The sequence below is a fragment of the Photorhabdus aegyptia genome, from assembly GCF_000612035.1.
Lineage (GTDB): Bacteria > Pseudomonadota > Gammaproteobacteria > Enterobacterales > Enterobacteriaceae > Photorhabdus > Photorhabdus akhurstii.
Genome location: NZ_JFGV01000024.1, coordinates 15,562 through 31,725, shown reverse-complemented (window position 1 = coordinate 31,725; position 16,164 = coordinate 15,562). Strand labels below are relative to the sequence as shown.

General features: G+C 46.9%; 11 protein-coding genes. 10 read left to right on the top strand and 1 reads right to left on the bottom strand.

Annotated features, from left to right (window positions below):
• Positions 1 to 34: 34 nt before the first annotated feature.
• The 3 genes from BA1DRAFT_RS09405 (at position 35) to BA1DRAFT_RS09395 (ending at position 6,422) form a co-directional block, all read left to right on the top strand.
• Entirely contained in the window at positions 35 to 1,654 is a 1,620-nt protein-coding gene (locus BA1DRAFT_RS09405) for a type I restriction-modification system subunit M (RefSeq protein ID WP_036778245.1), read from the top strand.
• On the top strand, positions 1,644 to 3,038 hold the full coding sequence (locus BA1DRAFT_RS09400) for a restriction endonuclease subunit S (protein WP_036778243.1): 1,395 nt from the start codon (positions 1,644 to 1,646) through the stop codon (positions 3,036 to 3,038). Before BA1DRAFT_RS09405 ends, BA1DRAFT_RS09400 begins: the two co-directional genes overlap by 11 nt.
• 120 nt (positions 3,039 to 3,158) lie before the next feature.
• Positions 3,159 to 6,422, top strand: coding sequence for a type I restriction endonuclease subunit R (locus BA1DRAFT_RS09395; protein WP_036778242.1), 3,264 nt, complete (start codon positions 3,159 to 3,161; stop codon positions 6,420 to 6,422).
• A 1,283-nt stretch (positions 6,423 to 7,705) separates the two neighbouring features.
• Here the strand turns inward: BA1DRAFT_RS09395 and BA1DRAFT_RS09390 are convergent.
• On the bottom strand, positions 7,706 to 8,176 hold the full coding sequence (locus tag BA1DRAFT_RS09390; protein WP_152544299.1) for a hypothetical protein: 471 nt from the start codon (positions 8,174 to 8,176) through the stop codon (positions 7,706 to 7,708).
• Between the two features lie 323 nt (positions 8,177 to 8,499).
• Here BA1DRAFT_RS09390 and fecI point away from each other — a divergent pair, with 323 nt between their 5' ends.
• The 7 genes from fecI (at position 8,500) to fecE (ending at position 16,117) form a co-directional block, all read left to right on the top strand.
• The gene (gene fecI / locus BA1DRAFT_RS09385) at positions 8,500 to 9,021 is read left to right on the top strand and encodes a ferric citrate uptake sigma factor FecI (RefSeq protein WP_036778240.1); all 522 of its coding nucleotides are present in this window, start codon (positions 8,500 to 8,502) and stop codon (positions 9,019 to 9,021) included.
• 1 nt (position 9,022) lies between these two features.
• Positions 9,023 to 9,988, top strand: a complete 966-nt coding sequence (gene fecR / locus BA1DRAFT_RS09380) for a ferric citrate uptake sigma factor regulator FecR (RefSeq protein WP_036778238.1) — start codon at positions 9,023 to 9,025, stop codon at positions 9,986 to 9,988.
• A gap of 84 nt (positions 9,989 to 10,072) precedes the next feature.
• Positions 10,073 to 12,433 carry a TonB-dependent Fe(3+) dicitrate receptor FecA gene (fecA, locus tag BA1DRAFT_RS09375; protein ID WP_036778236.1) on the top strand — a complete coding sequence of 787 codons (2,361 nt, stop codon included), beginning with the start codon at positions 10,073 to 10,075 and terminating at the stop codon, positions 12,431 to 12,433.
• 59 nt (positions 12,434 to 12,492) lie between these two features.
• Positions 12,493 to 13,401: a Fe(3+) dicitrate ABC transporter substrate-binding protein FecB gene (locus BA1DRAFT_RS09370; RefSeq protein WP_072164787.1), complete on the top strand. Its 909-nt coding sequence runs from the start codon at positions 12,493 to 12,495 to the stop codon at positions 13,399 to 13,401.
• Positions 13,398 to 14,396, top strand: coding sequence for an iron-dicitrate ABC transporter permease FecC (gene fecC, locus BA1DRAFT_RS09365; RefSeq protein ID WP_036778234.1), 999 nt, complete (start codon positions 13,398 to 13,400; stop codon positions 14,394 to 14,396). Before BA1DRAFT_RS09370 ends, fecC begins: the two co-directional genes overlap by 4 nt.
• On the top strand, positions 14,393 to 15,349 hold the full coding sequence (gene fecD / locus BA1DRAFT_RS09360; protein ID WP_036778232.1) for a Fe(3+) dicitrate ABC transporter permease subunit FecD: 957 nt from the start codon (positions 14,393 to 14,395) through the stop codon (positions 15,347 to 15,349). Before fecC ends, fecD begins: the two co-directional genes overlap by 4 nt.
• Positions 15,350 to 16,117, top strand: coding sequence for a Fe(3+) dicitrate ABC transporter ATP-binding protein FecE (gene fecE / locus BA1DRAFT_RS09355; RefSeq protein ID WP_036778231.1), 768 nt, complete (start codon positions 15,350 to 15,352; stop codon positions 16,115 to 16,117).
• Positions 16,118 to 16,164 lie beyond the last annotated feature (47 nt).

Sequence of the window (16,164 nt, the reverse complement as noted above, 5' to 3'; positions counted from 1 at the left end):
AATAGCCTCTAAATGAACCAATCTGCAATGAAAAATGGCTAAAGCACCAACTAAAAAAACCAAAGCAAAGAAAGGCTTTGAAGAAACATTATGGGACACCGCCAACCAACTACGGGGTAGTGTCGAATCTTCTGAGTACAAGCATGTAGTGCTTAGCCTCGTCTTCCTAAAATTTATCAGCGACAAGTTCGAACAACGTCGTCAGAAAATGCTCGACGAAGGGCAACAGACCTTTGTCGATATGGAGGAATTCTACCAACAAGACAACATCTTTTATCTGCCAGAAGAAGCGAGATGGTCATTTATCAAACAACACGCCAAACAAGATAATATAGCAATATATATTGATACTGCGCTGTCGACCGTAGAAAAGCGTAACCCTTCCTTAAAAGGTGCGCTACCGGATAACTACTTCAGCCGCCAGAATCTGGAAACCAAAAAACTGGCGTCGCTGATAGACACCATCGATAACATCGAAACCCTCGCCCATGACACCGACGTACAGGATCTCTCCAAAGAAGATCTGGTTGGGCGGGTATACGAATACTTCTTAGGAAAATTTGCTGCGACCGAAGGTAAAGGTGGTGGCGAGTTCTACACCCCAAAATGCGTGGTAACACTACTGACAGAAATGCTGGAACCGTTCCAAGGTAAAATTTATGACCCGTGCTGCGGTTCTGGCGGGATGTTTGTGCAGTCAGTGAAGTTTGTCGAAAGCCACAAAGGTAAAAGCCGTGACATAGCCATTTACGGGCAGGAACTGACCACCACCACCTACAAGCTGGCAAAAATGAACCTTGCCATTCGCGGCCTTTCCGGCAACTTGGGAGAACGCCCGGCAGACACTTTCTTTAATGATCAACATCCAGATCTGAAAGCCGATTATATTCTAGCCAATCCACCGTTTAACCTGAAAGAGTGGCGCAATGACGCCGAACTGACTGACGATCCGCGTTTCGCCGGTTACCGCACGCCGCCGACTGGCAACGCCAACTACGGCTGGATTTTGCATATGCTTTCCAAGCTGAGCGCCAGCGGCACCGCCGGTTTTGTGCTGGCGAACGGCTCTATGAGCTCCAACACCAGCGGCGAAGGCGAGATCCGCGCTCAGATGATCGAAAATGATCTGACGGAATGTATGATTGCCCTGCCCGGCCAACTGTTTTACACCACTCAGATACCGGTATGTCTGTGGTTTCTCACTAAAAACAAAGAAGTGGATGCAGCGAAAGGCTACCGCAACCGCCAGGGGGAAATGCTATTTATCGACTCCCGTAACCTCGGCACCATGATTAACCGCACCACTAAAGAGCTAACGGCAGACGATATCTCCACTATCGCGGATACTTATCACGCTTGGCGCAGTACTCCAGAAGAGCTAGCGGAACGTATCAAACGCGGCGACGGTAAGCTGGAGAAATACGAAGATATCGCCGGTTTCTGTAAAGTCGCAACCATTGCAGAAATTAAAGCTAATGACTATGTATTAACCCCAGGCCGCTATGTCGGTGCAGTAGAGCAGGAAGATGACGGCATCGCTTTTGAAACCAAAATGCGTGATCTATCGCAGACCCTGTTCCAGCAGATGAAGCAGGCAGAAGAGCTGGATAAAGCAATTCGCCAGAATCTGGAGGCATTGGGTTATGGGGAGTAAGTGGCCTTTAGTTCGCCTTGGAGACTTTTGTCTAAAAATTGGCAGTGGCGCTACCCCAAAGGGTGGAAGTAATGTATACGATACCACTGGTAGTACATATCTGATACGAAGCCAAAATATATACAACGATGGCTTTAATACTAATGGTCTTGTTTATATCAGTGATGAAGCAGCAACTAAGCTTAAAAATGTTATAGTACAGAAAAATGATGTTTTACTTAACATTACTGGAGATTCTGTTGCTCGCGTTTGTCTCGCACAAGAATGTTTTCTACCCGCGCGAGTGAACCAACATGTTTCAATTATTCGTCCAAACCCCAGGGACTTTGATCCCCGTTTTCTTCGGTATTACTTAGCTAGTCCATACCAACAACAAACTTTACTAAATCTCGCCAGTGCTGGAGCGACGAGAAATGCCCTTACAAAGGGGATGATAGAAAACCTTGAGGTACCAAAACCTCCATTAAATATACAATATGTTATTGCAAATAACTTAGAGTGTTTTGATAGTAAAATATCGAACAATATCCAAATCAATCAAACCCTAGAACAAATGGCACAAGCCCTGTTTAAATCCTGGTTTGTTGATTTCGATCCGGTGATTGATAATGCACTGGATGCGGGAAACCCAATCCCAAAAGCCCTTCAGGAACGAGCAGAATTGCGTCAAAAAGTACGTAAAAGCTCAGATTTCAAGCCGTTGCCAACTGAAATTCGTACATTATTTCCAGCCGAATTTGAAGAAACGGAATTGGGTTGGGTGCCAAAGGGGTGGGAATATGAACCAGTCTCTAAAGCTATAGAAATAAACCCTAGTGTGAAGCTATCTAAAGGCCAGAATGCAAAATATATTGATATGAAAGCACTACCGATAAGTGGATATTCTATTAGTGATGTAATAATGAAACCATTTTCTGGTGGTGTAAAATTTCAAAAAAACGATATCTTACTTGCAAGAATTACTCCTTGTTTAGAAAATGGAAAAACTGGATTCGTTGACTTTCTAAATGATAACGAAGTCGGTTTTGGCTCTACAGAGTTCATTGTTATGAAAGCCACATACAAGGTGCATTTTGGTTATGTTGCATGTCTGTCCAGAAACGAAAGATTCCGTTCTCATGCAATTCAAAGTATGGTCGGATCATCAGGTAGACAGCGGGTACAAAGTAGTTGTTTTGATAATTATTACGTTACAGTTCCCAATGCAACGGTAATGAACAATTTTGCAGAAAAAATAGAAAATCTGTTTTCAAAAATGAGCCTCAACAATGCGGAAATATCTTCACTAACCCAACTCCGCGACACCCTACTTCCTAAACTTATCTCCGGCGAACTATCACTGGACGATCTACCGGAAGCAATAAACGAAGCAAAAGCAGCATAACCATTTTAGCCCCTTGATAAAGGGGTTTTGCCTTAAGGCTTTTAGCAATTAAAAAGCCCTAAGGCAAATCAAGGAACCGAACAGCGCGACAAGCAAACGCCACACCTAGAACGGAGAATAATGAGTTTGAAATTTAGTGAAGCCAAATTAGAACACGCCATTATTGAACTGTTAGGAGAACAGGGTTATCCCCACACGCTGGGTGAAAAACTCGTCAGAACCAGCAAAGATCAGGTAATTATCGACGACGATCTACGTTACTATCTGGCAACTCGCTATCAACCGGAAGGTCTAACTGACAACGAAATCAATCGGATTATTCGCCAACTCTCCACTCTTTCCGCCACCGATCTATACGACAGCAACAAAACCTTCTGTTCCTGGCTTGCTAATGGCTTTCTTTTTAAACGTGACGATCGTAGTGAGAAAGATCTTTATATCGAACTGATCAACACCCGCCATCTACCCGCCGCGCTGAATGAATTATTCAACACTGACGAGATGCCCTTACAACAAGCGGCGGAGCCTCCTACTTCTTATAATGTCTCCCGCTCGGTCAATCGCTTTAAGATCGTTAATCAACTGGAGATTGCCGGTAAAGAGGAACAGATCCGTATCCCGGACGCCATTCTCTACATCAACGGCTTGCCGCTGGTAGTATTTGAATTTAAAAGCGCAATCCGCGAACAAGAAGCCAGTCTGGGCGATGCCTGGAAGCAATTATGCATTCGCTACCGCCGGGATATTCCCCAGCTATTTATCTACAACGCACTGTGCATTATCAGCGACGGTGTTAACAACCGCATGGGCAACCTGTTTGCACCGTATGAATATTTTTATTCATGGCGCAAAGTCACCGGGGATGAAAGCCGTGAGCAGAACGGTATCGCTTCCCTACACACTATGATTAACGGCCTTTTCCACCCGGTACGCCTGCTGGATGTGATTAAAAACTTTATTCATTTCCCAGATAAAGCGAAAGAAGAGATTAAAATCTGCTGCCGCTACCCTCAGTATTACGCTGCGCGCAAACTCTATTACAGCATCAAACGGGCACGTAAACCACAAGGAAACGGTAAAGGTGGTACCTACTTTGGCGCCACGGGTTGTGGCAAAAGCTACACCATGCAATTTTTGACTCGCTTGCTAATGAAGAGCGTAGATTTCTCCAGCCCGACGATCGTGTTGATCACCGATCGTACCGATCTAGATGACCAGTTATCCCGCCAGTTCTGCGATGCCACAGAGTATATTGGCGACGCCACCATTGTACCTGTCAAAAGCCGGGCAGATTTGCGCGCGCAACTGGCCGGGCGCAACAGCGGCGGCATATTCCTGACCACTATTCATAAGTTCACCGAAGATACAGAGTTGCTCTCGCGGCGCAACAACATTATCTGTATTTCCGACGAAGCGCACCGCAGCCAGGTAAACCTCGACCAGAAACTGATAATTGATGAAAAAAGCGGTACAGTTCGCAAAACGTACGGTTTCGCCAAATACCTGCATGACTCGCTGCCGGAAGCGACCTATGCCGGCTTTACTGGCACACCGATTGACGCCACGCTGGATGTATTCGGTGAAGTGGTCGACAGCTACACTATGACTGAATCAGTAAAAGATAGCATCACGGTACGTATTGTCTATGAAGGCCGGGCGGCGAAAGTTATTCTCGATAACGGCAAACTCGAAGAGATCGAAAAATATTATGAAGAGTGTGCGGCAGCCGGTGCCAGTGAATATCAAATCGATGAAAGTAAGAAAGCCTCAGCCAATATGAATGCTATTTTAGGTGATCCCGACCGCCTGAAGGCGCTGGCCGACGATTTCGCGAAACATTACGAAAAACGTGTCTCGGAGGGTTCAACGGTAAAAGGTAAAGCGATGTTTGTCTGCGCCAGCCGCGAGATTGCTTGGGAGTTTTACAAACAACTCAAAGAAATACGCCCTACCTGGTTTAAGGCCAAACAGGCTCCTGATGGCGTCGAACTTACCGAAGCCGAGCAAAAAGAGTTGCCTCCGTCTGAAATGGTAAAGATGGTGATGACACGCGGTAAAGATGACGAGGCAACACTCTACAATCTGCTTGGCAGTAAGGACTACCGTAAAGAATTAGATAAGCAGTTCAAAAATCCAAAATCAAATTTCAAAATTGCCATTGTGGTGGACATGTGGCTGACTGGGTTTGATGTTCCCGAACTGGATACGATCTATATCGATAAACCGCTGCAAAAACATAACCTAATTCAGACTATCTCCCGCGTAAACCGCAACCTTGAGGGTAAAAGCAAAGGACTGGTAGTCGACTATATTGGCATCAAGCGACAAATGAACCAAGCGCTGGCGATGTATTCCAAAACCGACTCCACCAATTTTGAAGATATTTATCAATCCGTTATTGAAGTGAAAAACCACCTCGATTTACTGGCACAGATATTCCATCACTTTGACCCTAGCGATTATTTTAGCGGTGAAGCGCGGGCGCAACTCGCGTGCCTGAATCGCGCCGCTGAGTTCGTACTGCAAACCAAAAAAGTCGAAAACCGTTTTATGGCGCTGGTTAAACGCCTGAAAGCAGCTTATGACGTGTGTTGTGGCAGCGAACAGTTAACCCAGGATGAACGTGATCGCATTCACTTCTTCCTCGCCATCCGTTCCATCGTATTCAAACTTACCAAAGGCGACGCTCCTGATGTGACACAGATGAACACCCAAGTTCGTGACATGATCGCCGCAGCACTGAAAGCCGATGGAGTTGAGGAACTTTACACGCTAGGTGAAGACAAGGCTGAATCCATTGACATCTTTGATGACGACTACCTGGATCGCATCAATAAAATCAAACTGCCCAACACTAAAATCCAGCTATTACAAAAACTACTGGAAAAGGCGATTGGCGAATTTAAGAAGGTAAACCAGCTACAGAGCATTAACTTTTCCCGTCGTTTTCAAGCGCTGATGGATCGCTACAACGAGCGCCGGGAAGATGATGTCTTAAACGGCGAAGAGTTTGAGACCTTCAGCCAAGAGATGGCCGATATCATCTACGATATTAAAACCGAAATGGGCACCTATGCCGAGATGGGCATCGATATTGAGGAAAAAGCGTTTTTTGACATCTTAGTTCATATGCGCGAAAAGTATCAATTCACCTATGACGATGACAAAATGCTAGCTCTAGCCAAAGAGATGAAACAGATTGTTGATAACACCGCCCAATACCCGGACTGGAGCAAGCGTGACGATATCAAGGCAAAACTCAAAGTGGATTTGATTCTACTGCTGCATAAACATCGCTTCCCGCCAGTAGCTAATGATGATGTGTATCAGGGCGTACTGGCACAAGCGGAAAACTTTAAGATGAACCGGATAAACCAAGTTTAATCTGGCATGTTGTAGATCTTTTTGCAGATATATTTAGCTGGCATTTCGTGAATAATGGCGTGTTTTTCAGTATGACAAAGGAACGGAACTCCCGTATTTTGATAAATCTATCATCGAGCGTGAAACCTTGCCTGCTGAACAAAATACAAATCCAAGCATTTTATTGCTCCCGGCTCACGAAATGTCTTTTCGTATAACTGAGCGCAAAAAATAGGTTTTAAAAACAACAACATGAAATTATTTTAGCATGTTAAAAGCATAAAAAGAGGAATGATTTAAATCAAATCATAGCAAAGAAATACTATTCACAACGGATTAAAGCAGGGTAAAGCAAGTCTAAACTGACGCATTTACAGGGTCCCAATTTGTATTCTGTTAAATCATTTATCTGGGGATTTTGTTATGCCTATTTTTCATCATCGATTATTTAATTGGTTTATGAAAAATTTTATTCTCCGATTGAAAACGTTATTAAAACGCTTCATCTTTAAAAATAGATTAACGGATTCATATTTTCATTTATCCTTTTCCACCGATAGTTTTATAACTCGCAGGTTTTAAACTATTATTAAAAGTCATTTTTTCAATCAATTACTTTAATTAGCATAAAGATTTAACTGTTATTCTTACCACTTTTGACACCTACTTTTTATCTTTATTGGCACTATCTTATCGGGAATTTTAAGCAATTTTTATAGGTCATTACTCTTTATATTCTACATAAATTAGCCAATAAATAGTTTGATAATATAAAAATCCTCCTTTGTGTTTTTTCGGATAATCACTTTTTTTCAAAGTTTAAATTCTGCCAAATTAACTATTTTCCCTGGTTTTTTCTCTCTCAATGTCAGTATAGCATTGGATTTTTTCCGCTTTAAAAACCTTAATCACTTCCTTTTTACTTTGATAATCAGAGTCTTTACCTATTTACTCATGATACGCTCACCCTTTTTCCAGATTTTAAAACCACGCTGATTGATAAAAACAGCTTTTCTTAATACCTATTTTATCACATCCAAATAAGACATATCTAATCTTATTTAAATGAGTAAAAATCTCTATAACCTCTCTTACTTCCAGATGGTACAAAAAATGACAATTCACATGATTTAACCGGAGCAGGTAGGGAGCTGTATAGTAAATAAAAAGCATTAAACAAGAAGGTTAAAGGCAGTAAAAACAGCGTTAAAGTCGTCTTGGTTCGTTGATAAATTTGATTCAATATAGGTAGAAGAGATCATTTAAATAATCTCTTCCCCAAGAATTATGAAAAGCACATCAAACTATATGTTCTTAACTTTCAATTCTAATCTCACTTTTTCGGCTTGGGAAAAGAAAAATTTGATAAGATAAAAAGTTACATACGTAGCAACGAAAAACAAAATAATAGACTTCATACTACCACTGCCATTAACAAAAGCGGCAAAGAATACAATCAATAAAATTGTAAAAAGTGCACTACAACAGTAAAAAGTAAACATGAATAAATAATCGAACACCCTTTTAACCCTTGGGTATTTAATGGGCAGACTAGCCTGTTCCATCAAGTATAAATTCACTTTATTAATCCACTTGCAGAGATAACGCACTCCCTGAAAAATCTGTATCATTAACTCTTTACTACTCCCTTGCATTAGCATCTTCGCTACAAAACTAAACAGAGCAACAACAATCAAACCTTGTACAACAAAAATACGAACGAATTCAGGTAAATAACTCAGTAAATTAATCATCCCATTAAATTCATCCATCACTGAAAATCCTCAAATCATTTTTTCGTTCAAAATCTCATATAAATAACCATATAAATCAATAAATAACAACATACAACAACTGTAAATAAGAATGAATTAATGTAACTGGAATCAGTGATCAAATTGGGCGGAATACGCATATCGAAATCTGGTAAGACAACGATTACACTCCAACATCTTCTTAAAGAAACAGAGATAAGTCTCCCGGCTATACCGACTTAAGTCACATTAACATGAAATAAAAAACCTTCGTAACGATTGTAATGATAACTATTCTCACATTAAGATGATACCGTGATTATTGACTTTTGATGTTATAGGGTATGTCTGACCGCATTGTTGTTTCTGCTGAGCTAACGTTTGAATCGCTTTACGGCGAGCATCATGGCTGGCTGAAAAACTGGCTCACGCGCAAACTGCAATCGTCCTTCGACGCCGATGACGTAGCGCAGGATACCTTCCTGCGTGTGATGACCGGCGACTCGCTACAAGCCATTCGCGACCAAAAATCCTTCCTCTGTACGATCGCCAAAAGGATAATGATCGATCTATTTCGCCGCAACGCGCTGGAAAAAGCCTATCTGGAACTACTGGCGCAGCGGCCCGAGGCGCTTATGCCCTCGCCGGAAATCCGTCAGTGTCAACTTGAAACACTCCAGCAAATCGACCAGATGATCGATGGTCTGAGCAACAAAACACGCCAAGCGTTTTTATTGTCTCAGCTTGAAAATTTGACCTACAGCGACATTGCTTCACGCCTCAATGTCTCCGTCAGTTCCGTGAAAAAATATATGGCCAAAGCCACCGAGCACTGCCTGCTGTTTCGCCTGGAGCATGGACTCTGATATGGATACCATGTTAACCCATTCTCGCCGCCAGGCATTAAAATCAGCATCACACTGGTATGCGATACTGAGTAGCGATCAGGTAAGTCCGCTGCAAACTGAAAAATGGCAACGCTGGTACGAACAGCATCCAGATCATCAATGGGCGTGGCAGCAAGTGGAAAATCTGCGCAACCAGATGCTTGTTGTGCCAGGTAATGTGGCAAGCCACACACTTCAGGAAACTTACCTGTCACGACGCAGGGTGATGAAAGGCATACTGTTACTACTAGGGGCTGGCGGTGGCTGGCAACTGTGGTGTTCGGAAGTGGGAGAAGGTCTGCGGGCCGATTACCATACTGCTAAAGGAGATATTCAGCATCATCGACTGAGCGATGGCACACTGCTTACACTCAATACCGACAGTGCCGCAGATGTCCATTTTACTCCTCAACAACGTCTGGTACATCTCCGGTACGGCGAAATTTCCATCACTACCGGGCATGATACCGAAGCAAAGCTGTTTCGTGTACAAACCCGTCATGCACAACTGACTGCGCTAGGTACCAAATTTACGGTTCGCCAGGAAGCCAACGCCACACTACTTAGCGTTCAGCAACATGCCGTAGAGGTAATACTAACCAGTGCCGACCATAAATGTATTGTGCGTCAGGGCGAAAGCCTAAGATTCAGCGCCACCGATTTCGGTGAACTAACCGCGGCAACCGCCGAAGACAACGCATGGACTCAGGGTGTACTAAGTTTCAGCGATAAGCCACTGAATGAAGTAATAGCAACCCTCTCCCGTTATCGAAGCGGCATATTACGCTGCGACCCGGCCGTCGCCTCGCTACGGTTAAGCGGCACTTTCCCGATAAAAAATACCGATACGATATTGAGCGTCATAGAGAAAACACTTCCCGTTAAGATTCAATACATTACCCGTTATTGGGTGAATGTTCTACCCGTAGAAAAATCGTTAACGTAAAAAATAATCATTTTCAATTGTCCTTTTTGTTTCCTCGTTCGACTTCATAAGTGAATACAGCAACAAAATGATTATGGAGACGTTATGATGCCTTTACGTGCACAGCCACTGCGCGCGCTTCACAAAGCAACACCGCTGGTAATGGCGATTCGTTTGAGCCTGTTACCGGTGGCTTGCCTAACCTCAGGGATAACGTATGCTGCGGTAGAGCCAGCTAGCGTACACTATGACATTAATGCGGGCGAACTGGATAAAGTTCTTAATCAGTACTCCACCCACGCCGGTATTACCCTTTCAGTAGATGCCAGCTTAACCCGCAGCAAACAGAGTAGCGGTCTACACGGCAATTACTCCATCACCGATGGACTGAACACCTTGCTGGTCGGCACTGATTTACAGGTGAAAACACTGGGTGATAACACGTTCACACTCGAACCCGCCCCTGCTGCGCAGAAAGACGTGCTGACCGTGGTAGGCGACTGGCTAGGTAGCGCCCGTGAAGCTGACGTGTTTGAACATGCAGGCGCACGTGATGTCATCCGCCGGGAAGATTTTGCTAAAACAGGCGCAACCACAATGCGTGAAGTGTTGAACCGCATTCCCGGCGTCAATGCACCGGAAAACAACGGTACCGGCAGCCACGATCTGGCGATGAACTTTGGCATTCGTGGCCTGAACCCACGTCTCGCTAGCCGCTCTACGGTTCTGATGGACGGCGTTCCGGTACCCTTCGCGCCTTACGGCCAGCCACAACTATCGTTAGCGCCCGTATCTCTCGGCAACATGGACGCAATAGATGTGGTACGCGGCGGCGGTGCCGTGCGTTACGGGCCGCAAAGCGTCGGTGGTGTGGTGAATTTCGTGACCCGCGCTATCCCGCAGGATTTTGGTATTGACGCAAGCGTAGAAGGCCAGCTTAGCCCCACATCCTCACAAAATAATCCCAAAGAAACCCATAATCTGATGATTGGCGGTACGGCAGATAACGGTTTCGGCACAGCGCTTCTCTACTCCGGCACACGCGGCAGCGACTGGCGCGAACACAGCGCCACGCACATTGACGATGTGATGCTCAAAAGCCGCTATGCACCCAATGAAGTGCACACTTTCAACAGCCTACTGCAATATTATGATGGCCGCGCGGATATGCCCGGGGGCCTTTCACGCGCCGATTACGATGCCAATCGCTGGCAATCCACTCGCCCATATGACCGCTTCTGGGGCCGCCGTCAGCTTGCAAGTCTCAGCTATCAGTATCAACCTGACCAACAGCATAAATTCAATATTCAGGGCTTATATACTCATACCTTGCGCAGCGGCTATCTTGAACAGGGCAAGCGCATTACCCTTTCCCCACGCGAATACTGGGTGCGCAGCATCGAACCACGTTATAGTCAGCTCTTCAATTTAGGTCCTTCGGCCCACGAAGTAGGGATTGGCTACCGTTATGTGAATGAATCCAGTCACGAAATGCGTTACTACACCGCCACCAGCAGCGGCGAATTACCTAGCACGTCAAGCCCTTATGACCGTAATACCCGCTCCGGCACTGAGGCACACGCTTGGTACATTGACGACCGCATTGACATCGGCAACTGGACCATCACGCCGGGGATACGATTCGAACATATCAAATCCTTCCAAAACAACAATGTGAAAGGCACCCGTCAAGAAGTCAGTTACGATGCGCCGTTGCCAGCACTCAATGTTCTTTATCATATTACTGATAGTTGGAATCTTTACGCCAATACGGAAGGTTCATTCGGCACCGTACAGTACAGCCAAATTGGCAAGGCGGTGAAAAGCGGTAATGTAGAACCGGAAAAGGCGCGAACTTGGGAAGTCGGAACTCGCTACGACGACGGCGCATTGGCTGCGGAAATGGGGCTGTTCCTGATTAACTTCAACAATCAGTACGACTCCAACCAGACTAACGATACTGTCACGGCACGTGGAAAAACCCGACACACCGGGCTGGAAACTCAGGCACGTTACGATCTTTCCGAACTTACGCCCAAATTGGAGAACGTTTCGGTTTACGCCAGCTACACATATGTGAGCGCGGAAATTCGTGAAGAGGGCAACACCTACGGGAATCAAGTGCCGTTCTCACCGAAACACAAAGGTGCATTTGGCATAGATTACAAACCGGGTAACTGGACCTTCAACCTCAACAGTACATCCCAATCCAGCCAATTTGCTGATAACGCTAATACCGTGCAGGAAAGCGCCAATGGCAGCACCGGTCGCATTCCGGGCTTTATGCTGTGGGATACGCGCGTGGCGTATGACTTCGGTCCACAAATGGCTAATCTGAGTCTGGCCTTTGGGGTGAAAAACATTTTCGACCACGAGTATTACACCCGTTCCTATGATGATAATAACAAAGGCATCTACGCCGGGCAGCCACGTACGTTCTATATGCAGGGTTCTGTAAAATTCTAACGTTACATTAATCCATTCGCCGGGCTACTGCCCGGCTTTGCTATTTCTGGAGCTAAGTTATGCTTACACCGATTCACGTTATGTTTATCGTTTTGCTCTTCTTCACCAGTCTGCCCCACGCCATTGCGGTCACGGTACAGGATGAGCAGGGCAGTTTTACCATCAATACCGTTCCCCAACGCGTGGTCGTGCTGGAATTGTCGTTTGCTGATGCGTTGGCCACCATCAATATCAGTCCGGTAGGTATTGCCGATGATAATGATCCGCAGCGCATCCTCACCGATGTTCGCCAGCGTATTAAACCCTGGCAATCAACGGGCACTCGCGCTCAACCAAGCCTTGAAGCCATCAGCGCGCTAAAACCAGATCTCATCATTGCAGACAGTCAACGCCACGCGGGGATTTATCGGTCACTCAAGGGCATCGCTCCCGTTCTGCTACTCAAGTCCCGTAACGAAACTTACGAAGAAAACCTGCAATCTGCCGCGATCATCGGCAAAGTCATGGGGAAAGATAGTGAGATGCAGAAACGGCTGGCAGAGCACCGTGAACGCATGAAAGGCTATGCCAGTCAGTTGCCACAAGGCGTCAGTGTGGTTTTTGGCACCTCGCGCGAACAGCAATTTAACCTGCACTCCAGCGATACCTATACCGGCAGCGTCTTAACGGCATTAGGGCTAAAAGTTCCCACGCCAGTTAATCATGCGGCAATGGCTTCTCTCAGCCTGGAACAGTTACTGGCACTCAATCCTGACTGGCTTATCGTGGCCCACTATCGCCAGGAGAGCATTGTGAAGCGCTGGCAGCAAGATACTCTGTGGCAGATGATGACAGCACAGCACAAACATCAGATAGCGGCAGTAGACAGCAACACTTGGGCTCGTATGCGCGGGATATTTGCCGCAGAACGCATTGGCAGTGATGCAGTAAAAATCTTCCATCATCAGCCAGTTAATGAAACACCATGAGGTGCCGCCATCATCCAGTCTGGCTTTGGGGATTGCCGCTGGTAGCACTGTTTAGTGCATTCTGGCTCAGCCTGTTTTGTTATTCTGCGATTCCCATTCCCGCCATCAGCGCACTCAAGGCACTGGTGCCAGGCCATACACCGACGCTACCTGAAGCGCTGGTTATCAATCTGCGGCTACCACGCAGTCTGGTTGCTATTCTGCTCGGCGCAGCTCTGGCATTGTCCGGCGCACTACTCCAGACGCTCACTCATAATCCGCTGGCCTCCCCCTCCTTACTGGGCATTAACAGTGGCGCCGCACTGGCTATGGCACTGGTCAGCGCTTTCAGCCCGGCACCGCTGGCCGGATATTCCATTTCCTTGGTGGCGGCCTGCGGCGGTGGAATTAGCTGGATGATGGTGATGGCCGCAAGTGGTAGCTGGCAGCAAAAATACGATCGCAACCAGCTAATTCTGGCAGGCATTGCCTTATCTGCCTTATGTATGGCACTAACACGTATTACGCTACTGCTTGCCGAAGAGCATGCTTACGGCATTTTTTACTGGCTAGCGGGTGGAGTCTCCCATGTCCGCTGGCCTGAATTCTGGCAACTATTCCCTTTCGTGGTGGTTACTGTACCTGCGGTTTTGTTATGGGCGAAATCGCTTAATCTGCTCAACGCTGGCGATGTCAGTGCCCATACACTTGGCGTGAATCTAACTCGCCTGCGTATCTTCGTCAGTTTGGCGGTACTGACTCTGGTGGGGGCTTGCGTCAGTGTGGCGGGGCCGATCGTGTTTATTGGCCTGCTCATGCCGCATCTGGCACGTTTCTGGGTCGGCTATGATCTGCGCCGCACACTGCCAATGTGCATGTTGCTGGGAGCGGTGTTTATGCTACTTGCGGATTTACTGGCCCGTGCGCTGGCCTGGCCAGGAGAACTCCCGGCAGGCGCAGTTCTGGCGCTGATTGGCGCACCCTGCTTTGTCTGGCTGGCAAGGAAGCGAACATGAATCGTCAGGTTATCTCGCTGTTAGTAATATTGCTGGCAGTTACGCTGGTGCTAGCACTACACATGGGCGCACAACCACTTCCCTGGAGCGCATTAATAAGCGGCTGGCAACCCAGTGACAAACACCACTTTGTGCTAACACAGTACCGCTTGCCGCGTATTTTACTCGCCATCACTATAGGCGCTGCACTGGCGCTTTCCGGCGTTCTGGTTCAGGGCATTGTTCGTAATCCACTGGCCTCCCCCGATGTACTTGGGGTAAACCATGCAGCAAGCCTGGCGTCGGTAAGTGCACTGATCCTTTTCCCTTCTCTGCCGGTGCAGTGGCTTCCGCTACTCGCTTTTTGCGGTGGAATGGCCGCGCTAATCCTACTGCGGGCGATTGCCGGCCCCTCTTCGCCACTGCGCCTTGCACTGGTTGGCGTCGCACTTTCAGCTACCTGGACAAGTATCACCGACTACCTAATGCTCTCACGCCCACAAGATATCAATAACGCGCTTTTGTGGCTGACCGGCAGTCTGTGGGGACGCGACTGGCAGTTTGTGGCTATAGCCTTGCCAGTATTGATGATACTGATACCGCTCAGCCTGCGTTTTTGTCGCGATTTAGATTTGCTGGCACTTGGTGATGACAGCGCCAGCACACTGGGTGTCTCGCTCCTACAGGTACAATCCTGGGGATTAATGCTGGCAGTAGCGCTCGCCTCAACAGGCGTTGCCGTTTGCGGGCCGATTGGTTTTATCAGCCTCGTGGTCCCCCATCTCGTTCGCAGACTTGTGGGAGGACGGCATCGCTGGCTTATACCAACATCCATGCTTATGGGTGCGCTGGTTTTACTACTAGCCGATTTGCTGGCAAGGACCATAGCCCCACCAATGGAATTGCCTGCTGGCGTGCTGACCGCCATCATTGGCGCTCCTTATTTCTTCTGGCTTTTAGTGAGGACACGTTAAATGCAACTGGCTACGGAAAAGTTATCTGCGGGCTACGGGGAGAAACGTATTCTAAATGACCTGTCGCTCACCCTCCCGACCGGGAAAATCACGGCGTTACTCGGCCCCAATGGCTGTGGTAAATCGACATTACTGAAATGCTTTTCACGGCTATTAACGCCATTATCTGGAAAGATAACAATAGATAGTGAACCTTTAGCGCACTTTTCCTCACGCAAGCTCGCCAGACATCTGGCGCTTTTACCGCAACATCCTCTCACACCAGAAGGGATCGCCGTCCATGAACTGGTTGCATACGGACGCAGCCCTTGGCTGACGTTCTGGGGGCGTTTAGCATCTCATGATCGTCACCTTGTAAAACAAGCAATGGAAAAAACGCAGATTAGCCATCTTGCCGATAAACATATTGCCGACCTTTCGGGCGGGCAACGGCAGCGCGCTTTTCTGGCGATGGTTCTGGCCCAAGATACGCCGGTGGTGCTGCTCGACGAACCCACGACATACCTGGACATCAACCATCAGGTGGAATTGATGAAGCTGCTGCGTGAACTGAACAATGAAGGAAAAACGGTCGTGACCGTACTTCATGACCTCAATCAGGCTAGCCGGTACTGTGACCACCTGGTACTGCTTTCGCAGGGGCAGGTTGTCGCCCAAGGCTCCCCCGAGGAGGTTATGACCCCGAAATTATTACAGCGGGTATTCGGCATTAAAGCGGAAATTCACCCCGAACCCGTTTCAGGTAAACCAATGTGTGTGGTGTGTTAAGCAGGAATCTAATGTAACGTGTTGGTTCTCTTTTCCAGTATGGCTAC

What these genes read in the sequence shown, in the direction of transcription:
- BA1DRAFT_RS09405 (WP_036778245.1), top strand. Translation starts at nt 35, where the DNA reads ATGGCTAAAGCACCAACTAAAAAAACCAAAGCAAAGAAAGGCTTTGAA.
- BA1DRAFT_RS09400 (WP_036778243.1), top strand. Translation starts at nt 1,644, where the DNA reads ATGGGGAGTAAGTGGCCTTTAGTTCGCCTTGGAGACTTTTGTCTAAAA.
- BA1DRAFT_RS09395 (WP_036778242.1), top strand. Translation starts at nt 3,159, where the DNA reads ATGAGTTTGAAATTTAGTGAAGCCAAATTAGAACACGCCATTATTGAA.
- fecI (WP_036778240.1), top strand. Translation starts at nt 8,500, where the DNA reads ATGTCTGACCGCATTGTTGTTTCTGCTGAGCTAACGTTTGAATCGCTT.
- fecR (WP_036778238.1), top strand. Translation starts at nt 9,023, where the DNA reads ATGGATACCATGTTAACCCATTCTCGCCGCCAGGCATTAAAATCAGCA.
- fecA (WP_036778236.1), top strand. Translation starts at nt 10,073, where the DNA reads ATGATGCCTTTACGTGCACAGCCACTGCGCGCGCTTCACAAAGCAACA.
- BA1DRAFT_RS09370 (WP_072164787.1), top strand. Translation starts at nt 12,493, where the DNA reads ATGCTTACACCGATTCACGTTATGTTTATCGTTTTGCTCTTCTTCACC.
- fecC (WP_036778234.1), top strand. Translation starts at nt 13,398, where the DNA reads ATGAGGTGCCGCCATCATCCAGTCTGGCTTTGGGGATTGCCGCTGGTA.
- fecD (WP_036778232.1), top strand. Translation starts at nt 14,393, where the DNA reads ATGAATCGTCAGGTTATCTCGCTGTTAGTAATATTGCTGGCAGTTACG.
- fecE (WP_036778231.1), top strand. Translation starts at nt 15,350, where the DNA reads ATGCAACTGGCTACGGAAAAGTTATCTGCGGGCTACGGGGAGAAACGT.